General features: G+C 63.8%; 13 protein-coding genes and 1 pseudogene. 3 read left to right on the top strand and 11 right to left on the bottom strand.

The features are described from left to right. Window positions 1-174 precede the first annotated feature (174 nt). Genes ASG20_RS04385 through ASG20_RS04375 form a run of 3 tightly spaced genes read right to left on the bottom strand, consistent with a single transcriptional unit; the run spans window position 175 to window position 4990 of the window. The gene (locus ASG20_RS04385; protein WP_056048972.1) at window positions 175-2595 is read right to left on the bottom strand and encodes an AAA family ATPase; all 2421 of its coding nucleotides are present in this window, start codon (window positions 2593-2595) and stop codon (window positions 175-177) included. Continuing rightward, window positions 2595-3182: a hypothetical protein gene (locus ASG20_RS04380; RefSeq protein WP_056048967.1), complete on the bottom strand. Its 588-nt coding sequence runs from the start codon at window positions 3180-3182 to the stop codon at window positions 2595-2597. Before ASG20_RS04380 ends, ASG20_RS04385 begins: the two co-directional genes overlap by 1 nt. Next, window positions 3182-4990 carry an SIR2 family protein gene (locus ASG20_RS04375; RefSeq protein WP_168371599.1) on the bottom strand — a complete coding sequence of 603 codons (1809 nt, stop codon included), beginning with the start codon at window positions 4988-4990 and terminating at the stop codon, window positions 3182-3184. The genes ASG20_RS04380 and ASG20_RS04375 overlap by 1 nt, the downstream gene beginning before the upstream one ends. A gap of 677 nt (window positions 4991-5667) precedes the next feature. Between ASG20_RS04375 and ASG20_RS04370 the strand changes: the two genes are divergently transcribed. Beyond that, entirely contained in the window at window positions 5668-6927 is a 1260-nt protein-coding gene (locus tag ASG20_RS04370; RefSeq protein ID WP_056048961.1) for a HEPN domain-containing protein, read from the top strand. Between the two features lie 328 nt (window positions 6928-7255). On the opposite strand, the gene ASG20_RS04365 is transcribed toward ASG20_RS04370, so the two are convergent. Both ASG20_RS04365 and ASG20_RS04360 read right to left on the bottom strand, forming a co-directional pair. Continuing rightward, window positions 7256-8209: a hypothetical protein gene (locus ASG20_RS04365; RefSeq protein ID WP_056048959.1), complete on the bottom strand. Its 954-nt coding sequence runs from the start codon at window positions 8207-8209 to the stop codon at window positions 7256-7258. 239 nt (window positions 8210-8448) lie between these two features. Continuing rightward, window positions 8449-10642 (bottom strand): annotated as a pseudogene (locus ASG20_RS04360) (penicillin acylase family protein). A 28-nt stretch (window positions 10643-10670) separates the two neighbouring features. Here ASG20_RS04360 and ASG20_RS04355 point away from each other — a divergent pair. Further along, window positions 10671-11948, top strand: a complete 1278-nt coding sequence (locus tag ASG20_RS04355) for a metal-dependent hydrolase family protein (protein ID WP_201780669.1) — start codon at window positions 10671-10673, stop codon at window positions 11946-11948. 179 nt (window positions 11949-12127) lie between these two features. Here ASG20_RS04355 and ASG20_RS04350 read toward each other — a convergent pair whose 3' ends face one another. The 6 genes from ASG20_RS04350 to ASG20_RS04325 form a co-directional block, all read right to left on the bottom strand. Further along, a complete protein-coding gene (locus ASG20_RS04350; protein WP_056048956.1) occupies window positions 12128-12988 on the bottom strand; it encodes an NAD(P)-dependent oxidoreductase in 861 nt (286 codons plus the stop codon). Then, entirely contained in the window at window positions 12985-13809 is an 825-nt protein-coding gene (locus tag ASG20_RS04345; RefSeq protein ID WP_056048954.1) for an SDR family NAD(P)-dependent oxidoreductase, read from the bottom strand. Before ASG20_RS04345 ends, ASG20_RS04350 begins: the two co-directional genes overlap by 4 nt. Next, a complete protein-coding gene (locus tag ASG20_RS04340) occupies window positions 13806-14786 on the bottom strand; it encodes an aldo/keto reductase (protein WP_056050426.1) in 981 nt (326 codons plus the stop codon). The genes ASG20_RS04345 and ASG20_RS04340 overlap by 4 nt, the downstream gene beginning before the upstream one ends. A 279-nt stretch (window positions 14787-15065) precedes the next feature. After that, complete coding sequence (locus tag ASG20_RS04335; protein ID WP_056048951.1) at window positions 15066-15461, bottom strand: VOC family protein; 396 nt, start codon at window positions 15459-15461, stop codon at window positions 15066-15068. 46 nt (window positions 15462-15507) lie between these two features. Further along, a complete protein-coding gene (locus tag ASG20_RS04330; RefSeq protein WP_056048948.1) occupies window positions 15508-16620 on the bottom strand; it encodes an alkene reductase in 1113 nt (370 codons plus the stop codon). A 109-nt stretch (window positions 16621-16729) separates the two neighbouring features. Continuing rightward, entirely contained in the window at window positions 16730-17449 is a 720-nt protein-coding gene (locus ASG20_RS04325) for a glutathione S-transferase family protein (RefSeq protein ID WP_056048946.1), read from the bottom strand. Between the two features lie 103 nt (window positions 17450-17552). On the opposite strand from ASG20_RS04325, the gene ASG20_RS04320 reads away from it, so the two are divergent. Further along, window positions 17553-18119: a TetR/AcrR family transcriptional regulator gene (locus ASG20_RS04320; protein WP_056048943.1), complete on the top strand. Its 567-nt coding sequence runs from the start codon at window positions 17553-17555 to the stop codon at window positions 18117-18119. The last annotated feature ends 6 nt before the right edge of the window (window positions 18120-18125 follow it).

Genomic DNA, 18125 nt, shown 5'->3' with positions numbered 1-18125 from the left:
GGCGGCTTGGGGTCGTTGCTGCCGCTAAGCGCCCCAATGTCGGTCACTCGACCGAATACAAATTGAGTCAACAACCTGCCGTTCGTTCAACCTACTCGTCAAGATACCGCGAACGGTCGGCACGGGGAACACCGCGGCCGTCACCAATGCGCTGTCACTTCCGCAGCACCCGCGTCATGCCGCGATCGCGCGGTCGGCTACAAAGAGGCGAGCGTCCCAGCGGCTAGTAGTTTGCCCAATGGCATTGCGCCCGAGTTCGACGATATTGAGGCGATCCCCTTCAAAGGCTGGACTCAGTTCGAGCGCAAGATAATCGAAAAGCGACCGCTCGTGCACCGCGACAATGACCTGTCGCTGCATCTGCTTGGACAAGGTGCGCAGCAATGCCGCGAACTGCGCAATGTGAACTTCGTCCATACTCTGCACAGGATCGTCTATGACCAGCCAGGGCAGCCTCGGCTTGACCGACAGATGCAATGCAAGAAACAGGGTCAATGCTGCGGTATTGAGATTTCCTGCGCTTAGCATGGCCCGCGGATTGCCGCCCTTTCCACCTCGGCGATGATGGGTTTCAAGCACTGCTTCGACATCGGCATTAGCCGATTCCGGGATCGCAAAGGCCGGGATGAAGGGCTCTTCTGGGGCAAGGCGCACGAAGAGATCGCGCCAAACCGAATTCAGTTCGTCGTTAAAGACACGCCTTACTACACGGCCGCGTGCCTCGCGGGTCTTGCGTGTCATGTCCTTGGCGACCTCGATGATCACATCCGCCTGCGCCTTTCGCTTCTTGCGGAGTGCAAGTTCTGCCTCAAGATTGTCAGCGCTCGCTGCTAGCGCGCTTTGCTTTCCGACCGAGATCACCAGAAGCCGCGCCATCTCGATGGCACTACGTCGGGCAGTCTGACGGGCGGTCAGCGCCGCTTCCTGCTGTTGGATGGTCGTGTCGAGCGACGCCAGCAACTGTTCGGTTGATGTCGACGGCTCGAACGTCAGGTCAAGGCGGCGCGCCAGATCCTCGACGCTGTTGCGAAGAACGATGGCGGACTGATCGCTATTCTGTGTGACTGCCAGTGCTCGCGCAGACCGGTTCGCAGCCTCCGCGTGGCGGTCGCCTTCCTCAAGCTCGGCTCTCGCGTCGCCCAGCTGGCGCTCGACCTCGGTCAAATCTGCCCCGCGCGTCTTCAAGGCGCTTAGCTCGGCATCCAGAACCATGCCGCTGGCCGCCGCCTGAAGCTCACGATCGAGCCGCGATACTTCGGCCTGCGTGCTGCCGCGCGAGCTGAGAAGTGACTGAAGCCGTCCGGCCTGTTCGATCATCTCAGCTACTTTGGCGGCGACATGAGCCGAAAGCGGCGTATCGGAAACCTCGGAATAGTCGCGATCACAGACCGGGCAGATGTCCCCCTCAACATGTGTCATGAGGTCCGACAGCCTCCGGCCGAACGCTTCATTCGCGGTCGATACCGCAGCAAGGTCAAGGTCGAGCCGCTCGAGGCGAGTTCGCGCCTCCGCAAGCTGACGGTCGAGATCGCTGCGCTTCAGCAACGCGGCCTCATGCGCTGTGAGAACGCGCTCGACGCGCTCGCGATCGTTCGCGATTCGCGCTGTCAGCACCTTGGCCCGCTCAACATAACCGGACTCGCTCGAAAGCGAGATGTCGCTGAAAAAGCCGGCTGCGCGCCCGAGCAGGGCCTCCAAAGTCTGACCGTGCTCGAAAATCCATTTGTCCAGCGCGCCGCGATCAGCCTGATTTGCAGCTTCAATATCGTTGCGATTGTCGGGCGCGGCATTTTGGGATGTCGCTGATTGCCAACTCGCCTGCGATACTTCGAGCTCGCGGCGCAGGCGAACAAGCGCAGTCAGGTCGGCGTCTTCGGAGACCAGGCCAAGGCGCTTCTCAGCCTCCGCGGGCTCCAGATCCACAAGCAGCGGATCAATCGCAGCCAGCTGAAGCCGGAGGGCCTCGGTTCCGGTCCGTAACGCCACCTCGTCTTGCGCCATTTCCCCGCGTAACCGCTGGAGTTCAGCTTCGTCCTCCGGAATCTGGTCCCGGATCTCTCCATAGGCGGACACCGGCACTTTAAGGCGAGCAATATTACCCGAGCTGTGCAAGCCACCGATCAGCGCCTCCATCCGATCAAGGCCGAGCAACTCCTTGACAAATTTGGTGAGCGGAGAATCGCTTTTCTTGTCGGAGTGCTGGTAGATTTCGAGCAGGCGGCCAAGCGTGGCTTGAGCGAGATAGCTCCGCTCGCTGAAGAAGCTCGCATCGCCTTCGCCCAGCAGCGCGTTCCCGGTGACGGCCGTGGTCGTGACGCGAAGATCGGAACGCAGCGTCGCCCCGTCGCTGCCGGTCACCTCCAGCCGAACCTCACCAAAGGGCCGGTCCTTGTGCGGCAGATAAGCCAGATAATCAGGCTCGGCGCGCGACAGCGACGGCACGGTACCGGTCAAGGCTAGCTCGATGGCGGACAGCAGGCTCGTCTTTCCTGCCCCGTTTGGCCCATGGATCAGAACGATCGGGGCATCGAGCGAGATGTTGACCTCGCCGTCGATGCTTCGGAAATCCTTCACGTAGAGCGACTTCAGACGCATCACGCATCAACCTCCCCAAGATCGTCGCCATCTTCGTCATTCTCCTCGTCGGCGAGCGCGGCATTTAGCGCCTTGTGGAAGCAGTCGCGGACCGCTTCCTCGCCAAGCTTCGAGGCCTCCATCAGCGCTTCCGCAAGCGGGTCGTCAGGAAGGACGAAGGCATCTTCCCCGCCCAGATCCCGGTCCGCCGACAGGGTTGCAGGAAGCTCCAGCGGCAATAGAACAGCGAGTTGATCGCGAAGCTCGGCGGGATCGGGCGCTTCCTCCACCGCCAAAATTCGCCCGACCTGCGCGAGCGTCTCGAGCGTCTTTCCGACCGGCCGCGGTCCCACGATGATCGTGCTGAGCGGCCGATGCGAGCGCATGACGTCGAGCGCCCGCGCAATGCCTTCGACCTGTTGAACCACCTTCCGCTCGCCATCGGCTGCCATATCGCCGACCAGAACCAGGTCCGCCGAATGTCCAACCCCGACAAATGCACCCGCGATGTCAAAGGTCAGGCCGGCGACCTGCAGCGGCATTTCGATTCTGCGATAGCCCGCGCCGACCAGAAGCGCAGCGACGCGCTCGGCGGGCAAGCCCGACATCACAGCGCCACCTGATTGCGAAATCGTGCGAGCAAGTCCTCGACCTCGGTTCCGCCACCCATCAGGGCTTCCATGCTCACCTCGCGAATATTCGCGAGCCCGGTACGCCCCGGCGCGCGACGCGGGTAGCGCGGCATGGGCGGCGGATTCTCGTGGCTATGGATGATCACCGCGTCGTCATTGTCCGCGATGAGGCCGTTGGTACCGAGGCGGATCGCCGCTTGGGCGCTGGCAGCAAAGTAGATCTTGGCTGGACCGCTGCGGCCGTTTAGCACCACCGCTCCGGAGGTGCGGTCGGCCAGGTCCGCCTTGGCCGCCGTCCATAACCCCCGCGCGAGGCCAAGGCCGATCAGGCCGGATGCGATCGCGAACTGACAAACGCCGCTGCCCGATAGGGTCATGTCGGCGGGCATGCGATGAAGCGGTTCGGTGGTGATCGGCGAATAGGTTCCGTTGACCGGATCGGACAGGCCTCCGTTGCGAAGCATTGTCAAGGCGCGGCCGAATTGCGCAAACAGCTCGGTGACAATTGCTGCGTTCGGGCTGATGCCATCGGCCACAAGATTGCGGGCCTGTTCGAGTCCATCGTGAAGCTTGTCGCGATCGATCGGCGCCAGGCCCGGAGCGCCGATCCCAATCAGCGCCTTGAGCTTGGCAGTCACCACATAGAGGTAGAGCGACAACAGCAAGGGCTTGGCATAGGCCTGGACCAGCGCTTCCACTTCCATATGCGGCCGGTTCGCGGGCGAATAATCCTGATGATAGACGTTTTGCAGTAGGCCTTCCTGGTCGGCGCCCAGTGCATTTTCCGAGAAGGCATAGGCCGGAGGGTGTGACGGCCAAGGCCAGGCCATGGTCGCCTGGGCTACCGCGAACAGACCCTGAATATTAGAGTCCTGCGCTGACAGGCCGAGCATCAAGGTTGGCCGCGTCACGATGAAATTGATCAGGAACGGCGCCATGACCGGGTTCTGCGCCGCCCAGCCATTGATCTGGCTCGAGCGGGCAACGAGTAGATCCCGGAACTGACCTTCATTGTCGAGCGCCGACTGCGCGCACCCGTGAAACTTGTACAGGTTCGCACGAAGTCGGTTCCACCGGACATCATTGGGCGCGACGACGACGCGAAGCACGGGTTGAGTGCCAGCGAGGCTTCGCACTGCCCGCTCGATCAGATTGTCCCAGTTTGCCGTCGGCATCTCCGAGGCCACGCCTTCGATGGCCAGTGCCGCCAGGCAGAGATGCTCGGCATCGGGCTCGATTGCGGGATCGGCATAGACATGCGCCGCATTCAGTACGTTCCATAGCAGATAGTCCGCCTGCTCGCCGTCAACGGTGACATTGAGCATTCGCGCATAATTATTGACGAGCCGTGCCGCGAGGACCTCATAGTCGGGCCATGACACCGGGGCCTGGTCAAGGTCGGTACGTCCCCATTCATCCGGGCTGGGCTGCGCCAAGACGACGACCGCATTCAAGGCCTTGCGGAAGCGGCAATCGGGATTTCCCGCAACAATCCGACTTTGCAAGGTGGCGAGGACGCGTTTTGCGACATCGCGTAAGTCCGGCATCCGCTCGCGCGAAATCCCCGAGCCGAGCCAGAAGACATATTGATCATTAGCGACGCCATCCGCGATTTCGCGCTTCGGACCATCAAGCATTGCGAGAGTGGCGCGAACCGAGATCACCGCCGCAGGGGGCATTGCCATCAATGCTTCCCCAGCTGACGAAACCGCCGCTGTAGACTGGCCGGAAAAAAGCGCCACCACATCGATCGAATTGCCCCCGCCACCAGACGCATAGAACATGGGGTGCGCCATCGATGCAAGGTCAAAGACTTCGCATCTAACTTCGGAACGTGACGCTTGCCAGAAGGCCGCTGTTAGTGGGCATTGCCAGCCGCCTTACCGGCGATGTCCCCGTGCGGCTGCTTTCACGAGTTCGTTTCCCACAAGTGGACGGTCCGCTAACGGCCCAATTCCTGCCCCCCGGCAGCACGTGAACGAAAGACCGCTCCCAAGGAACGCTCAAGCCGAGCTGACCGTCCGCAATTGGGTCGGAGCGGCAGTCGTGGTGTCGATCTAATGGAAGTGCCACATCACGCCATCGTGCCGACCCCGCCCTAAACCGTCGCCGTCCGGTAGCATCGTCGTCATGTGAAGACGACGCCCTTGGGTTCGTGTTCGGCCGCGCCCCGCTAGGCTTGACCTGTCTCGTGGCTCCTCCGAAGAAATCATGCAAAAACTTGCCGAAGCAGGCTTGTCGAACGCACATCATGGCACAGCGACCATGACTCGTTGGCACAGGGTTTCTATAAATGACGACTAACGGAGATTTGGTCGGCGCCGCGTTGTCAGAGACGGTCGCATGCCAGCATGCCGGCCCTGAGCAGTTAGAAGCTCGGAGGAAGGGACCCTACGCGCCGTTCGGTCCATTTCTCAAAGCCCCCTCGGGAACCGGTCAGATCCCGACCACCGAACTCGCGATGAGCGCGCTTGCGGAACTCGCCGAGCGACTCCTGTCCGCCGACAGTCGTCTTGCGCGTGCAGTAAACGAGGCGACGGTGAGACGGGAAATTGCCGCGGCCTTCAGCGAGACCATCATCTCAATATCGGAAATCGACGACCCGAAGCAGCGGTGGCGCCTCTTGCGTGATAGGACGTGTCAGCGGATCTCCGACCTGATCCTCGACCAGCTACACTACATCCCGGTCTGGCTGTTCCTTGGCCAGGATCACGGCCCCATAGATGTCGGGCCGGTCCGATTCGTCAGGCGCTCTGACTGGCTTCTAGAGATCGCCAACCGGAAAGGAGAGAGCATCCCATGGCTCGACCAAGTGCAGGCGATGTGGTCGGCCGAGGGTACCGAGGGGCCGGCCCCGGACCTGGAACCGGCCGAGGCCATCAGGATCGGTCAAATCGCTAGAGCCGTGCATCCGGACCAGTGGGTGGCTTGTACAGACGTCACCGGCTGCGAGCAGCATGAATCCCGACGTCGAGCCGTACTCGCCACAAAGGTTGCATTGGATACGCTCCGCCTCCTCCTACCCCTGTCCGAACGTCGAAACGTGCGCACCGCCATCGATCTCGCCGCCCCGATTGGAACCGATCAGATGGTACAGCTGCGGGGCCGAGACATCGCGCTTGGAATGAGCATCGATCGGCCCGGCGTGAGCGGCGGCCCGGGGCTCGCGAAGGCGATCGTCGAGGAGGGACGGGAAGTGCTGGCCGAGGCCGGCGTCTGCATCGCGCAGGCCTGCCGCGCCGACGAGCCGCCCGCCTCGGAGCTTCCCGGGCTTCGCGATCGCTGGTTCAACGCCGTCCACTGGTTCGGTCGAGCCTGCATGGCGGACGAGCATTATGTCGCCGTGATCATGCTCGCGATATCGCTGGATATCCTGTCCGGCGGCGGAGAGGCTCGGGGCATCGTCCACCTTATCTCCCTCTTGACCGGGCACGATCCCAAGGCTCCGGTATTGCGCAAGGGACACACGAGCCTTGAGACAGTCGTGACCCGCGCGTACAAGCTCAGGTCCGAGATTGCGCATGGATCCATTCTGGCGCTGCATGGCGATTGGGAGGAGCCGCGGGTTCAACTCGGTGCCCTCGCCGCCGCCACCCTTCGCGAATATGTCCTTGCCCTTGGCAGCTTCCAGGCCACGGGCGGTGTGGATGGGAAGGACGCATTCGCGTCATGGCTTCGCGATGGTTGGCCAGCGCAGACGCCACATGCCGAGCAACCATGATGCACTGCTGGGTTGCTATGGCGGCTTCACGAGCTCCGAAGCCGGTCCTGTCCTGTTACCAAGGACTGCATGGGCGGCTTTGCAAAAGGTTGCCCTGACACCGGCACTGCGGGAAGGTCTTAGACATCTGGCCTAACGTTCCAGGGTGATCGCGCGAGCAATGGCTGTAACCAGCGACAGCTCCCGATCACGCAGATGAACGAATGTCGGATAATGGCGGACGCGCGGAAGGCTCCAAATGTTGCCTTTTCCTGGGTTGTTGCGACGGTGAAGCTGCTGAGAGATCGCGGCCTATTTTGCCGTGATCGGCGCGCGTGCTGATCGGGTATCAGCCGTCATTTATATAGTCGCTCAGTGCCTGGTCGAGGTTCGGGCGGCCGGCGCGACGGCGATCCTTGCGTGTTGGTAAACGGTTAAGCCACTGGACGAGATCGGTTTCCAAATGCGGGTGCTGGGCGAGCCGGAACCGGTAGTGCGCAAAGAAGAAGCTTCGCAGGGCCTGCTTTAGAATGTCATCGTTTCCCTTGCGGATCAGCACCGTTCGGGCAGGCGATGCGGCGAAGCTGTCACGGTTCGCGAGGACGGACTTAAGCCCAGTTACGGTATCAGGCGGCGCGAGCCGACAGAGGTCCGTCGCGACATACTTGACGACTCGTGTGTAGAGAAGGTGATCGTCGAACGTAGCCGCTTCAAACCGGTTCGGCGCGTCTAGGCCATATTCTTCGCGTACGAGATTGCGGTAGCCAGCCACTTTTTCGTATTGAGTAAGCAACCGCTTGGTCTCGACTCCAGAGTGTGCGGCATAGTTGCGCAGCAGCCGGTAATACTCGAGCAAGTCGTATCGCTCCTGACCGATCCTCTTTTGGTTTAGCGCAAACCCACCGGTAATACCAGCAAGCGTGAATTTGAGGTCGGGTTCGCCGTCCTCTCGTTCGCGCCAAATACAGCCGAGCGCACGCTGTTCAAGCCGGAACCGTTCGAGGAAGTCTTCTAAATAGCGCGAAGTCCCGACAAGCAGCAGTATTGCCAAATGAGATGGCAGCCCTCTTAGATCTAGGAAACGCGTTGGGATCCTGTATTTGCGAGCCAGACTTACGCCAAAGTTCTGCGGATCGTCGTAATCGGACGACACCTCCACAAGATAACGCGCCGAGATCGTCATTGTTGCTGCCAGACCATCGATAGCCCCGAGCTCAGCGGCGAGCATGCGATAGCTGTCGAAAATGAATGGTATGTCTTGGCGTGGCTGCTTGGTCCTCGGCAGTCTGACCGTATCGACCATAGGGGCTCCCAAAATTGCAACCTGGCTGGTTAGCGTTGCTGACCCTGGCCGTTTGTGCAAGCTCAGTGCCTACCCCTCCAACGCTGCGGGACACGACTGTGAGATGCCGCGACTAGCTGCTGACGACAGTTCCGCCGAGTCATGAACGAATGACGAGAGTTGGGAACCGGCGAGCGCGGTCTGAGTGACTGCTACTGGGTCCATCTAGTCGCGCGTGCTTTCAACGCAGTCACCAGCGATCAAGGAGCGTCGCCACCCGGACGATATACCCGCTCGACGTGACCGGCGAGCTCGTCGGGATGGAAGTAGACAGGCCGAAGGCGACCAGTGGCGTAGCGGTCGATCTGGTCAGCAAAGTGCAATGAGGCCGGATTACCACTCTGCCCGCCCGCCATGACGGCCATCGCCCTGACGCGCGGGCCGAACTCGACCACCGCGACGAAGCTGTTGCCGCTGGTGCCGTAATAGCGCTTCGTCCCCGGCCACGTCTTGGCGCCGAACGAGGCGAGGCTGCCCCACTGCGCCGAGGTGAAGGGGACGGGCGTCGATGGCTTCGTGTCGTCGAAGTGCGGCCGGATGGCGCCGTCGAGCCGTTGGAAGCGGTTGATCGCGCCCCACGGCATGCGCCAGCTGCCGAAATCGCGCGTCAGTTGCGCGACGGCCTGCTCCAGCGCGGTAAGCTTGGTCGCGGCGTCGACGCGGTTGGCGATGTAGTCGGGAACGTTGATCCGCTCCGCCTGTGCGAAGCTGCCGACTTCACGCCAAAGCTGATCGCCCCAATATACGGCGAGGCTGGTCGCGACCGAGTCGTTGCTCCAGCGATGGTCCCACCGGGATAGGGTCGCGATCGGCCCGGCCAGCGCACGCCGACGCGGGTCGCCCGCCGGCAGTGCGCGCCACGCGGCGACCAGGCCGGGCAGCAGCCGTGCGAAGGCGGGCAGATAGGGATCGTAGGCGGCGGCGCGCAGCCGCTCGGGCGTCCAGCCCCGCCGGCCGGTCAGCAGGAGATCGGCGTGTTCGCCGCGAGCGTTGCCGCCGACCTGATCCATGTAGCGCGGATAGTTGGCTGCCTTGGGGCTGTCCGGCCCGGCGGCGCTCCACGGCCAGTCATTGGTGTTGTGGACCCAGCCGACCGGCGGGTGGGCGACGCTCGGTAAGCTGGCCAGCGGGTGCAGCCCTTGCCAGTCGGTCGCGGGATCGCTGCCATCGACGGGGCGGGTGTAGTCGAACCGGTCGTCGCGGACTGGCATGAATTGCGGCATCAGGAACGCGATCTCGCCCTTGTCGTCGGCGAACAGCGTGTCGTTGGAGGAGTTCGCCTTGCGCTCCGCGACCGCGATGTAGGAGGCGAGGTCAGTGGCCTTGGTCCGCAGCCAGCTCTGCTCGAGTGCTGGCACCGGCCGCCACATCAGCGCGGTCGCGATCCAGCGGCCGTTCTTCGCCGCGACAATTGGACCGTGATGGGTGCGCCAGGTAGTGAATCGCCGTTCGCCCATGCCGCCATCGGGCCGGCGGAAGCGGAGCGTCACGGTGCGCGCCGCGACCGGGCGTGTCTCACCACCGTAGCGATAGCCCCAGCCGTCACCGCGCCGAACGATTGCCTCCGCGAACTGGTCGACATTGTCGACGGTGGAGGAGGTATGCATCCAGCCGGCGTGCGCGTTGAACCCCTGATAGACGAAGAACTGCCCCCCAGGTGCTGGCGCCGTAGGCGTTCAGGCCCTCGTCGCTGGTCATCTGCGCTTCGGAGCGGAAGTAGAAGCTGGTGTGCGGATTGATGAGGAGCAGCGCCCGGCCGTTCGCGGTCAGCTTCGGCGCGATAGCGATGCCGTTCGACCCGGACGGCTCGCGTGGCACCGCCCCCAGTTCTTCCGGCGTCGGCGGCGTCGGCCGGCCATAGAAGGTCTTGAGATCGGCGAGCGAGATGCGCTCGATGTCGCCGCCGATGCTGCCTTCGGTGAAGCTCAGCGCCATCCACGGCTCGAACCGGGTCAGCACCTTCGGCTTGGCCTGCGGATGGGTCGCGAGGTAGAAGTTCAGCCCGTCCGCCCAGGCATCCATCAGCGTGCGCAGCCATGGGGGACAAGCGGCATATTGCGCCTGGAGTTCGACCGGATCGACGAACAGCCGCTGGCGCAGGTCGGCCCAGATCGCCTCTTGGCCGTCGGCCTCGGCGGTGCGACCGAGCGCGGTCAGGTAGTTGGCCTCGATGCGGGAGAAATCGTCCTCTGCCTGCGCGTAGGTCATACCGAACACCGCGTCGGCGTCGCTGCGACCGCGGACATGCGGGATGCCCCAGTCGTCGCGCGTGATCGTCACTCGCGCCGCCTCGGCCCGCCACCGCGCCATGTCGGGATCGGGCGCGGCGGCGGTCGTCGCCAGCAGGGCTGCGACGATCAACGGATTGCGCGTGCGCTGGAGGAGCGTAACCATAGCGTAAGCCTAGAACGGGGAGTGAGGCATGGCCAAGTGCTGGTTGGCGATCGTGATGGCAGTGATGCTCGCCGGCGCAAGCGCCCCGCCGGTCGAGCCCACGACAGGCACCGCGACGCTGCTACGACCCGCGGCGGTGTTCGACGGCATCGACGGGAAGATGCACGTCGGTTGGCAGGTGCTGGTGCGCGGCGACCGGATCGTCGCGGTCGGCCCGAACCTAACCGTTCCTACGGGCGCACACATCATCGACCTCGCCGGTGACACGCTGATGCCGGGCATGATCGAGGGCCACGGCCATCTCTTCCTCCATCCCTATGACGAGGCGAGCTGGGACGATCAGGTGCTGCATGAACCGCTGGCCCTGCGCACCGCACGCGCGGTGGCGAACGCGCGGGCGACCTTGCGGGCAGGCTTCACCAGCGAGCGCGACCTCGGCACCGAAGGGGCTGGCTATGCCGATGTCGGGCTGAAGGCGGCGATCGATCAGGGGATCGTCGAAGGCCCGCGATTGAGCGTCGCGACTCGCGCGATCGTCGCGCTCGGTGCCTACGGCCCCAAGGGGTTCGAGCCGGGTGTCGCCATCCCGCAAGGTGCGGAGGAGGTCTCGGGCGCGGAGCAGATGGTTGCCGCGGTCCGTCGGCAGATCGCCGCCGGCGCGGACTGGGTGAAGCTCTACGCCGATTATCGTTGGCGCGCTGGCGAGGACAGCCGCGCGACGCTGAGCCTTGATGAGATCAGGGCGGCGGTGGGGGCGGCGCACGACGCCGGACGTCCCGTCGCGGTCCACGCCTCAACCGTGGAGGGTATGCGTCGCGCGATCGAGGCGGGCGTCGACACGATCGAGCATGGCTATGGCGGGACGCCCGCGATCTTCGCGAGCATGGCGGCGAAGAAGATCGCCTTGTGCCCAACGCTCGCTGCTGCGGACGCGAGCGCACGCTATCGCGGTTGGACCGGCGCGGAGCCGACCCCCGCCGCGGTGAAGGCAAGCCGTGACAGCCTCCGCCTTGCGCTCGCCGCCGGCGTGCCGATCTGCATGGGTGGCGACGCAGGCGTATTCGCGCACGGGACGAACGCGCGCGAGATGGAACTGATGGCGGCAGCGGGAATGACGCCGGCGCAGGTGCTGCTCGCCGCCACCTCGGGCAACGCGCGGTGGATGCGGCTGGGCGACCGTCTCGGCGCGGCGAAGCCGGGTATGCTCGCGGATCTGGTCGCAGTTGCGGGTGATCCCACGGTGAATATCTCCGCCGTGCGTGCCGTGCGGCTGGTGATGAAGGGCGGTGCCGTTGTCGGCATGTAGCCGTGGGCCAATGTAAGTTACCTCAAGGGCGCTGCCGCAGCGGAAGGGACGGACGCCTGTCTGGCCGACGTTAGGAAGTCGGGGAGGGGGCCTGGACGACCACAACCGGGCCTTTCCGTTACTCAGCTTTCCTTGAGATGCCGCCCGCCAGGTAGTCCCCGTATTGCGTCCGCGGGTGTCTAAAGCTTCGCACTCTTTCTGATCGCAAGCGCGATACCAGCCCAATCAATGTCCGGGCCTTCCGTTGCGATGACACTGCGAAGGTGGTCTCGGACGATCCCCAGCAGCGGCATCGGTGCCCCAAGCGAAGTGGCAGCGGCATCGGCCAGCGTCATGTCCTTCAGACCTAGCGGGGCCGCAAATCCGGCGGGCCGGAATCGGTCCTCCAGCAGAATCTCGCCATAGATGTGGTATACCGGCGCGCCGAACAGGGTTCCCGTCAGCACCTCCAGCAGGGTCTGACGATCAACGCCGCCCTTTTCGGCCAGCGTCATCGCCTCGGCCATCGCCTCCACGGCGGCCATGATCATGAAGTTGCCGCTGAGCTTCACCAGATTGGCAGCGGACGGCTTGTCGCCGATGCGGAAAGTCCGCTGACCGATATCGGCGAACACCGGTTCGCAGCGATCCAATGCAGCTTCCACGCCTGCCGCGACCACGAACAGCTTGCCCGCCGCCGCCGCCGGTGGACGGCCGAAGACGGGTGCAGAAACGTAACCGCCGGTGCCGCTATCCGTCGCGAGCCGGTCGGCAAGCGCGATGCTGATCGTGCTGTGTCCGACGTGCAGTGCAGGAGCGCCGACGATGCCGCCCTCGCCGAATGCCACGTCTTCCACCGCCCGGTCGTCGGCGAGCATGGTCATGACGAGATCGCCTTGGGCCGCATCGACCGGCCGTGCCGCGCGAGCTGCGCCCGCGTCGACAAGCGCGTCGGTCTTGTCTGTCGAACGGTTCCAGACCGTCACCTCATGGCCTGCCTTGAGCAGATTGGCCGCGATGGCGCCGCCCATCTGACCCAGCCCGATGAACCCGATCCTCATGCGTCATCCTCCATGAAGCGGGCGAATTCGGCCTCGTGATCGGGGTGCCAGCGGGACAGGGCGGGGCGGTTCTCGATGATGTCGCCTGCCGCCCAGGCGATGCGTTTCGCGTCCTGTGCCGACGTGGTCTCGTTGTCAGGGCAGAGAATGTAGAAGTCGCCGCGCGCCAGACGATCGAACATGAGATCGACCACCTGTTCCGGCGTCCAGGCGCCAGCCGGCTTTTCCGGCCGCGGAGAGGTCATGCCCGTGTAGGTGAAACCAGGGATCAGCAAGTGCGCGCTGACCCGGTCCCCTGTCTGCTCGCGCAGCGTATGTGCCAGGCCTTCGGTCAGGGCTTTAACCCCTGCCTTGCTGACGTTGTAGGCGGTGTTGCCCGGCGGCTGGGTGATGCCCTGCTTGGAGCCGGTGTTGATGACGAGGCCCGGCCCGTGTCCCTCCACCATCAGCGGAGCGAAGCTCTGGATGCCGTTCAGCACACCCATCAGGTTGACGCCGAGCAGCCTTGTCCACGCCTCCTGGCTGGCGAAAACATCACCGCCCTGGCCGATGCCGGCGTTGTTCATCAGGACGGATGCCGGCCCAAGCGTGGTGGCGAGGGTGCGCATTGCCACCGGGTCAGCGACGTCGACGGCGTGCGCGCCCGCCCCGTCGATCGACCCGGCCGCCGCATCGAGTGCTTCGCCCGGCCGGTCGAGGATAGCGACCCGCATGCCACGTACGGCGAATGCGCGCGCGGCGGCCAGCCCGATGCCGCTGGCCCCACCCGTCACGACGGCGAGATTGCCCGGCGCGATCGCCGCGAATGAGATTGCACTCATCGGTCGATGCTCGCCATGTCGGCATAGCGCTGTCCCTCGGCTGCACCGGGCGGCATGATCGCGTCGATGCGGGCGATGTCGTCCGCGTCCAGCGTCACGTCGATCGCGCCGAGGTTGTCTTCCAGATAGGTACGCCGCTTGGTGCCGGGGATCGGCACGACGTCGTGGCCCTGCGCGAGCACCCAGGCAAGCGCCAGTTGCGCCGGCGTGCAGCCCTTGTCGGAGGCCATGGCGCCGACCGCCTTGACGAGGTCGAGGTTGCTCTGGAACGCTTTCCCCTGAAAGCGTGGGTGATGGCGCCGGAAATCATCTGCGGCGAGGTCGTCGGGCGCGGTGATCTGACCGGTGAGAAAACCCCGGCCGAGCGGGCTGTAGGGCACGAAGCCGATGCCAAGTTCGCGCACCGTAGGCAGGATTTCTGCTTCGGGATCCCGGCTCCACAACGAATATTCGGTCTGCAGAGCAGTGATGGGGTGGACCGCATGGGCGCGGCGAATGGTCGCTGGCGACGCCTCGGACAAGCCGAGATACTTCACCTTGCCGGCCGTCACCAGCTCCGCCATCGCGCCCACCGTCTCCTCGATCGGCACGTCGGGGTCGACGCGGTGCTGGTAGTAGAGGTCGATGACGTCAAGCCCGGTGCGCTTCAGGCTGGCATCGCATGCACGGCGGACATAGTCGGGGCGGCCATTGATGCTGCGGCCCTTGCCATCGGCGCCCCGATCGATGCCGAACTTCGTCGCGACGACCACCCATTCGCGGCGTTCGCGCACGACACGGCCAACCAGTTCCTCGTTGGCGCCGACCCCATACATATCGGCGGTGTCCAGAAAGGTGACGCCGCGGTCGAGCGCGAGGTTGATGGTCGCGACCGATTCCGCTTCGTCACGACCGCCATAAAAGTCGCTCATCCCCATGCAGCCGAGGCCGAGCGCAGAGACCTCAAGGCCTTGCGAACCAAGCTTGCGTGTCTTCACCATGTATCTCCGATGCGATGTCTGTTGTCGGGGGAATGATCGCGGACGCGGGAGGTTGCCTCTTCACGACGCAAAGGCGATCGTTGCCTCGTGATAGCGGAGGAAGAAGGGGGCGATGATCGGCAGCCGGAACGGATTGCCGGCCCAATCGAGGAATAGCCGGTTCCGACGAACGCGAAATCGGGTCCGTCGTGACATGGCATATCTAGCGGACCGGTACCTACCGGTCCGCTAGCGATGTGAAAGGGGCCACCTGAGCCGATCGGCTTGGCTCGGCTATTATGACGGGATGTGGATTCCGCACAGCTTGTTGCCGTCCGGGTCGCGGACATAGGCCAGATGGATGGTCCCCATCGCTGACTCACGCGGACCGGGTCCGTCCTCGATCGAGGTGCCGCCGTTGGCGACAGCGATATTATGGAACAGTTCGACCTGTTGGGGCGAGTTGCACGAAAAAGCCACAGTGCCGCCATTGGCCACGGTGGCCGGTTCGTCGTTGATCGGCTGGGTAACGATGAAGTTCGTCCCGCCCTCATTGCGATAGAACAGGCGGGTGTGACCACTGCCGGCCATGTTCAGCGTCGCCTCTTCGGCTCCTAGGGCACCTAGCACTGCATTGTAGAAGCGCTTGGATCGCTCGATGTCGTTCGATCCTACCATCGTATGAAACAGCAAATTATCTCTCCTCGATTATACATGCAGGCGAACGCACGCCCTTGAATCACGGAAGCTCTATCCGCCCGTTCATTCCGGGCCAGTCCGAGTAGCCGACCGAGCCACCGCCATACCAATATTGCTTCGGGGCCTCGGCAAGCGGGGCGCCGGTCCGCAGCCGCTCGACGAGATCGGGGTTCGCGAGGAAGGGCCGGCCGAAACTGAACAGATCGGCATCCCCGTCCGCCAGCGTCTTCTCCGCAAGATCGAGCGTATACTGGTTGTTGGCGATATAGGCGCCCGAGAAGCGCTTGCGCAGCTCCTGAAAGTCGACGCCGTCCGGCACGTCGCGCGTCTGCTGGGTCACGCCTTCGATATCGTGAATGTATAACAGGCCGATCTCGGACAAGGCATCGACGAACGTGTCGAACGTGCGCCCGACCTGGCTGTCGAGCGGGGTCTTTCCGGGCTCGGTCGTTGCCGGCGAAATGCGAATGCCGACGCGATTTGCTCCCCAGACCTCGACCACGGCACGCACCACGTCGAGCGGAAAGTGGAGACGGTTCTCGATCGAGCCGCCATAGGCATCGGTGCGCTGGTTGGTGCTGTCGCGGATGAACTGCTCAAGCAGGTAATTGTTCGCAGCATGCACCTCGACGCCATCGAACCCGGCTGTCTTGGCCTGTTCCGCGGCATGGCGGTAGTCCTCGACGATGGCGGGGATTTCGTCCGTTTCCAGCGCGCGCGGAACGACGAAATCCTTCATCCCGTCATTGGTGAACGCCTGCCCCTCCCCCGCTATCGCGGACGGCGCCACGGGAAGGGCGCCGCCATGAAGATCGGGATGCGAGATCCGGCCAGTATGCCAGAGCTGAAGGAAGATCTTGCCGCCACGCCGATGGACGGCGTCGACAATGGGTTTCCATGCCGCCACCTGCGCGTCCGACCAGATGCCGGGCGTCATCGCGTAGCCACGCGCTTGGGACGAGATGTTCGTCGCTTCGGTGATGATAAGGCCGGCATCGGCGCGCTGTGCGTAATAGTCCGCGGCGAACGCCGGGGGGATGCCTTCCTCGTTCGAGCGGCTGCGCGTGAGCGGTGCCATGACGATACGGTTCCGCAGTTGCAGATCGCCGATCGTAACGGGTTGCAGGACGGGGCTGACAGGCAGATCGGCCATGATATGATCTTCCGTAGGAGTAATAAGGGGCGAGGGCAGGCGGCTGTAACGCTCGGGCTGCCGTTTCACCCCCGACCGGCTTGAAACGATCCGGGTAGCAAGCTGGGTGCTACGGACGGTTGTCCAGTTCCGGCACGCCGCTGTTCCGGTCCCCATAGGCGGCAAGGAATGTCGGGCGGCGCTGCCACCGCTGCCAGAACGTATCGATATGTTCGTAGCGCTCGTCGAGCGGCATGGCGTTCACCTCGAACTTGGAGAACGCGATCGCCGTCGCCAGCGTGATGTCGGAGAAGGTTGGTTCGTCACCGCCGAGCAGCCAGTCGCGGCCATCGGCGAGATGCCGGTCCACCAGCGCGGTATGCGCCAGCGCTTCCTTGCGACAATGCTCGCCCCAAGCGGCGTTGGCAGTCAGCTCGAGCTTGGGACCTAGTCCCTGATGCAGGACATGGAACGCGGTCGTGATGCGGTAAAGGATGTGCACCCAGACGCGGTTGTCCCACATCGCGTCCAGGCCTTGTTCCTCCGGGGTCTCGCCCATGATCCGGCGACCCGGAAACGCCTGATCAAGATAACGGACGACGGCCGCGGTTTCCGAGATGAAGCTTCCGTCGGCAAGCTGGAGCGTCGGGGTCTCGCCCCAGGGGTTCATCTTGAGATGCTTCCACTGCCGCTGCTCGCCGACCGGGGACATGTCGTAGACCTGCTCGTCGAAGCGATCGGCAATGCCCTTTTCGTGCAGAAAGATGCGCAGGCGCTGTGGGTTGGGGAAGGCAGAGGGGGAGGTGAAGAGGCGAAGCTTCGGGCTTTCAGGCGGTATCTGATCGGTCATGAGGCGTCCCTACCAAGTGATTGGTAGTCACTCAGGTGGGCGGTTGCCTCCGGATGGTCAACCCCTATCTACCAGTTGGTCGGTTGGCGGAGTAAGCAGGGCGATGGCCGTGTCGAATTCGAGAGAGGCAGTGCTCGCGGCAGCAAGGCGAAGCGCTATGGCGCGTGGCTATAACGGCCTGAACTTTCGCGACATCGCCGCCGAGGTCGGGATCAAGGCACCGAGCATCCATCATCATTTCGCGACGAAGGCCGATCTCGGTGCGGCGGTAGCGCGCCGCTATTGGGAGGATACGATCGAGCAGTTGGCCGCGATTTCGGACGAGACGCCAGAGCCTCTTGGTGCGCTTCGTCGCTATCCGGAAATTTTCCGCACGTCGTTGTCGAACGACAACCGCATCTGCCTGTCGAGTTTCATGGCGGCGGAATATGATGACCTTCCAGACGCGGTAAAAGTCGAGGTCCAGAGTTTCGCTGACGTCAATGTTGACTGGCTGAGCAAGCTCCTTGTCGAGGCCAACATTGTCGAACCGGGCGAAAGCAGGGCCAGGGCAAAGGCGATCTATGCGGCCGTGTCCGGCGCGCAGCTATTCGCAAGGGGCCGTGCGGATATCGCACTCTTCGACACGATGATCGACAGCTACCGCGCGGCCGGGCTTCTGCCGGCCTGACGGTCC

This window comes from Sphingomonas sp. Leaf198 (genome assembly GCF_001424005.1).
Lineage (GTDB): Bacteria > Pseudomonadota > Alphaproteobacteria > Sphingomonadales > Sphingomonadaceae > Sphingomonas.
This window is presented reverse-complemented; position numbering and strand designations above follow the sequence as displayed.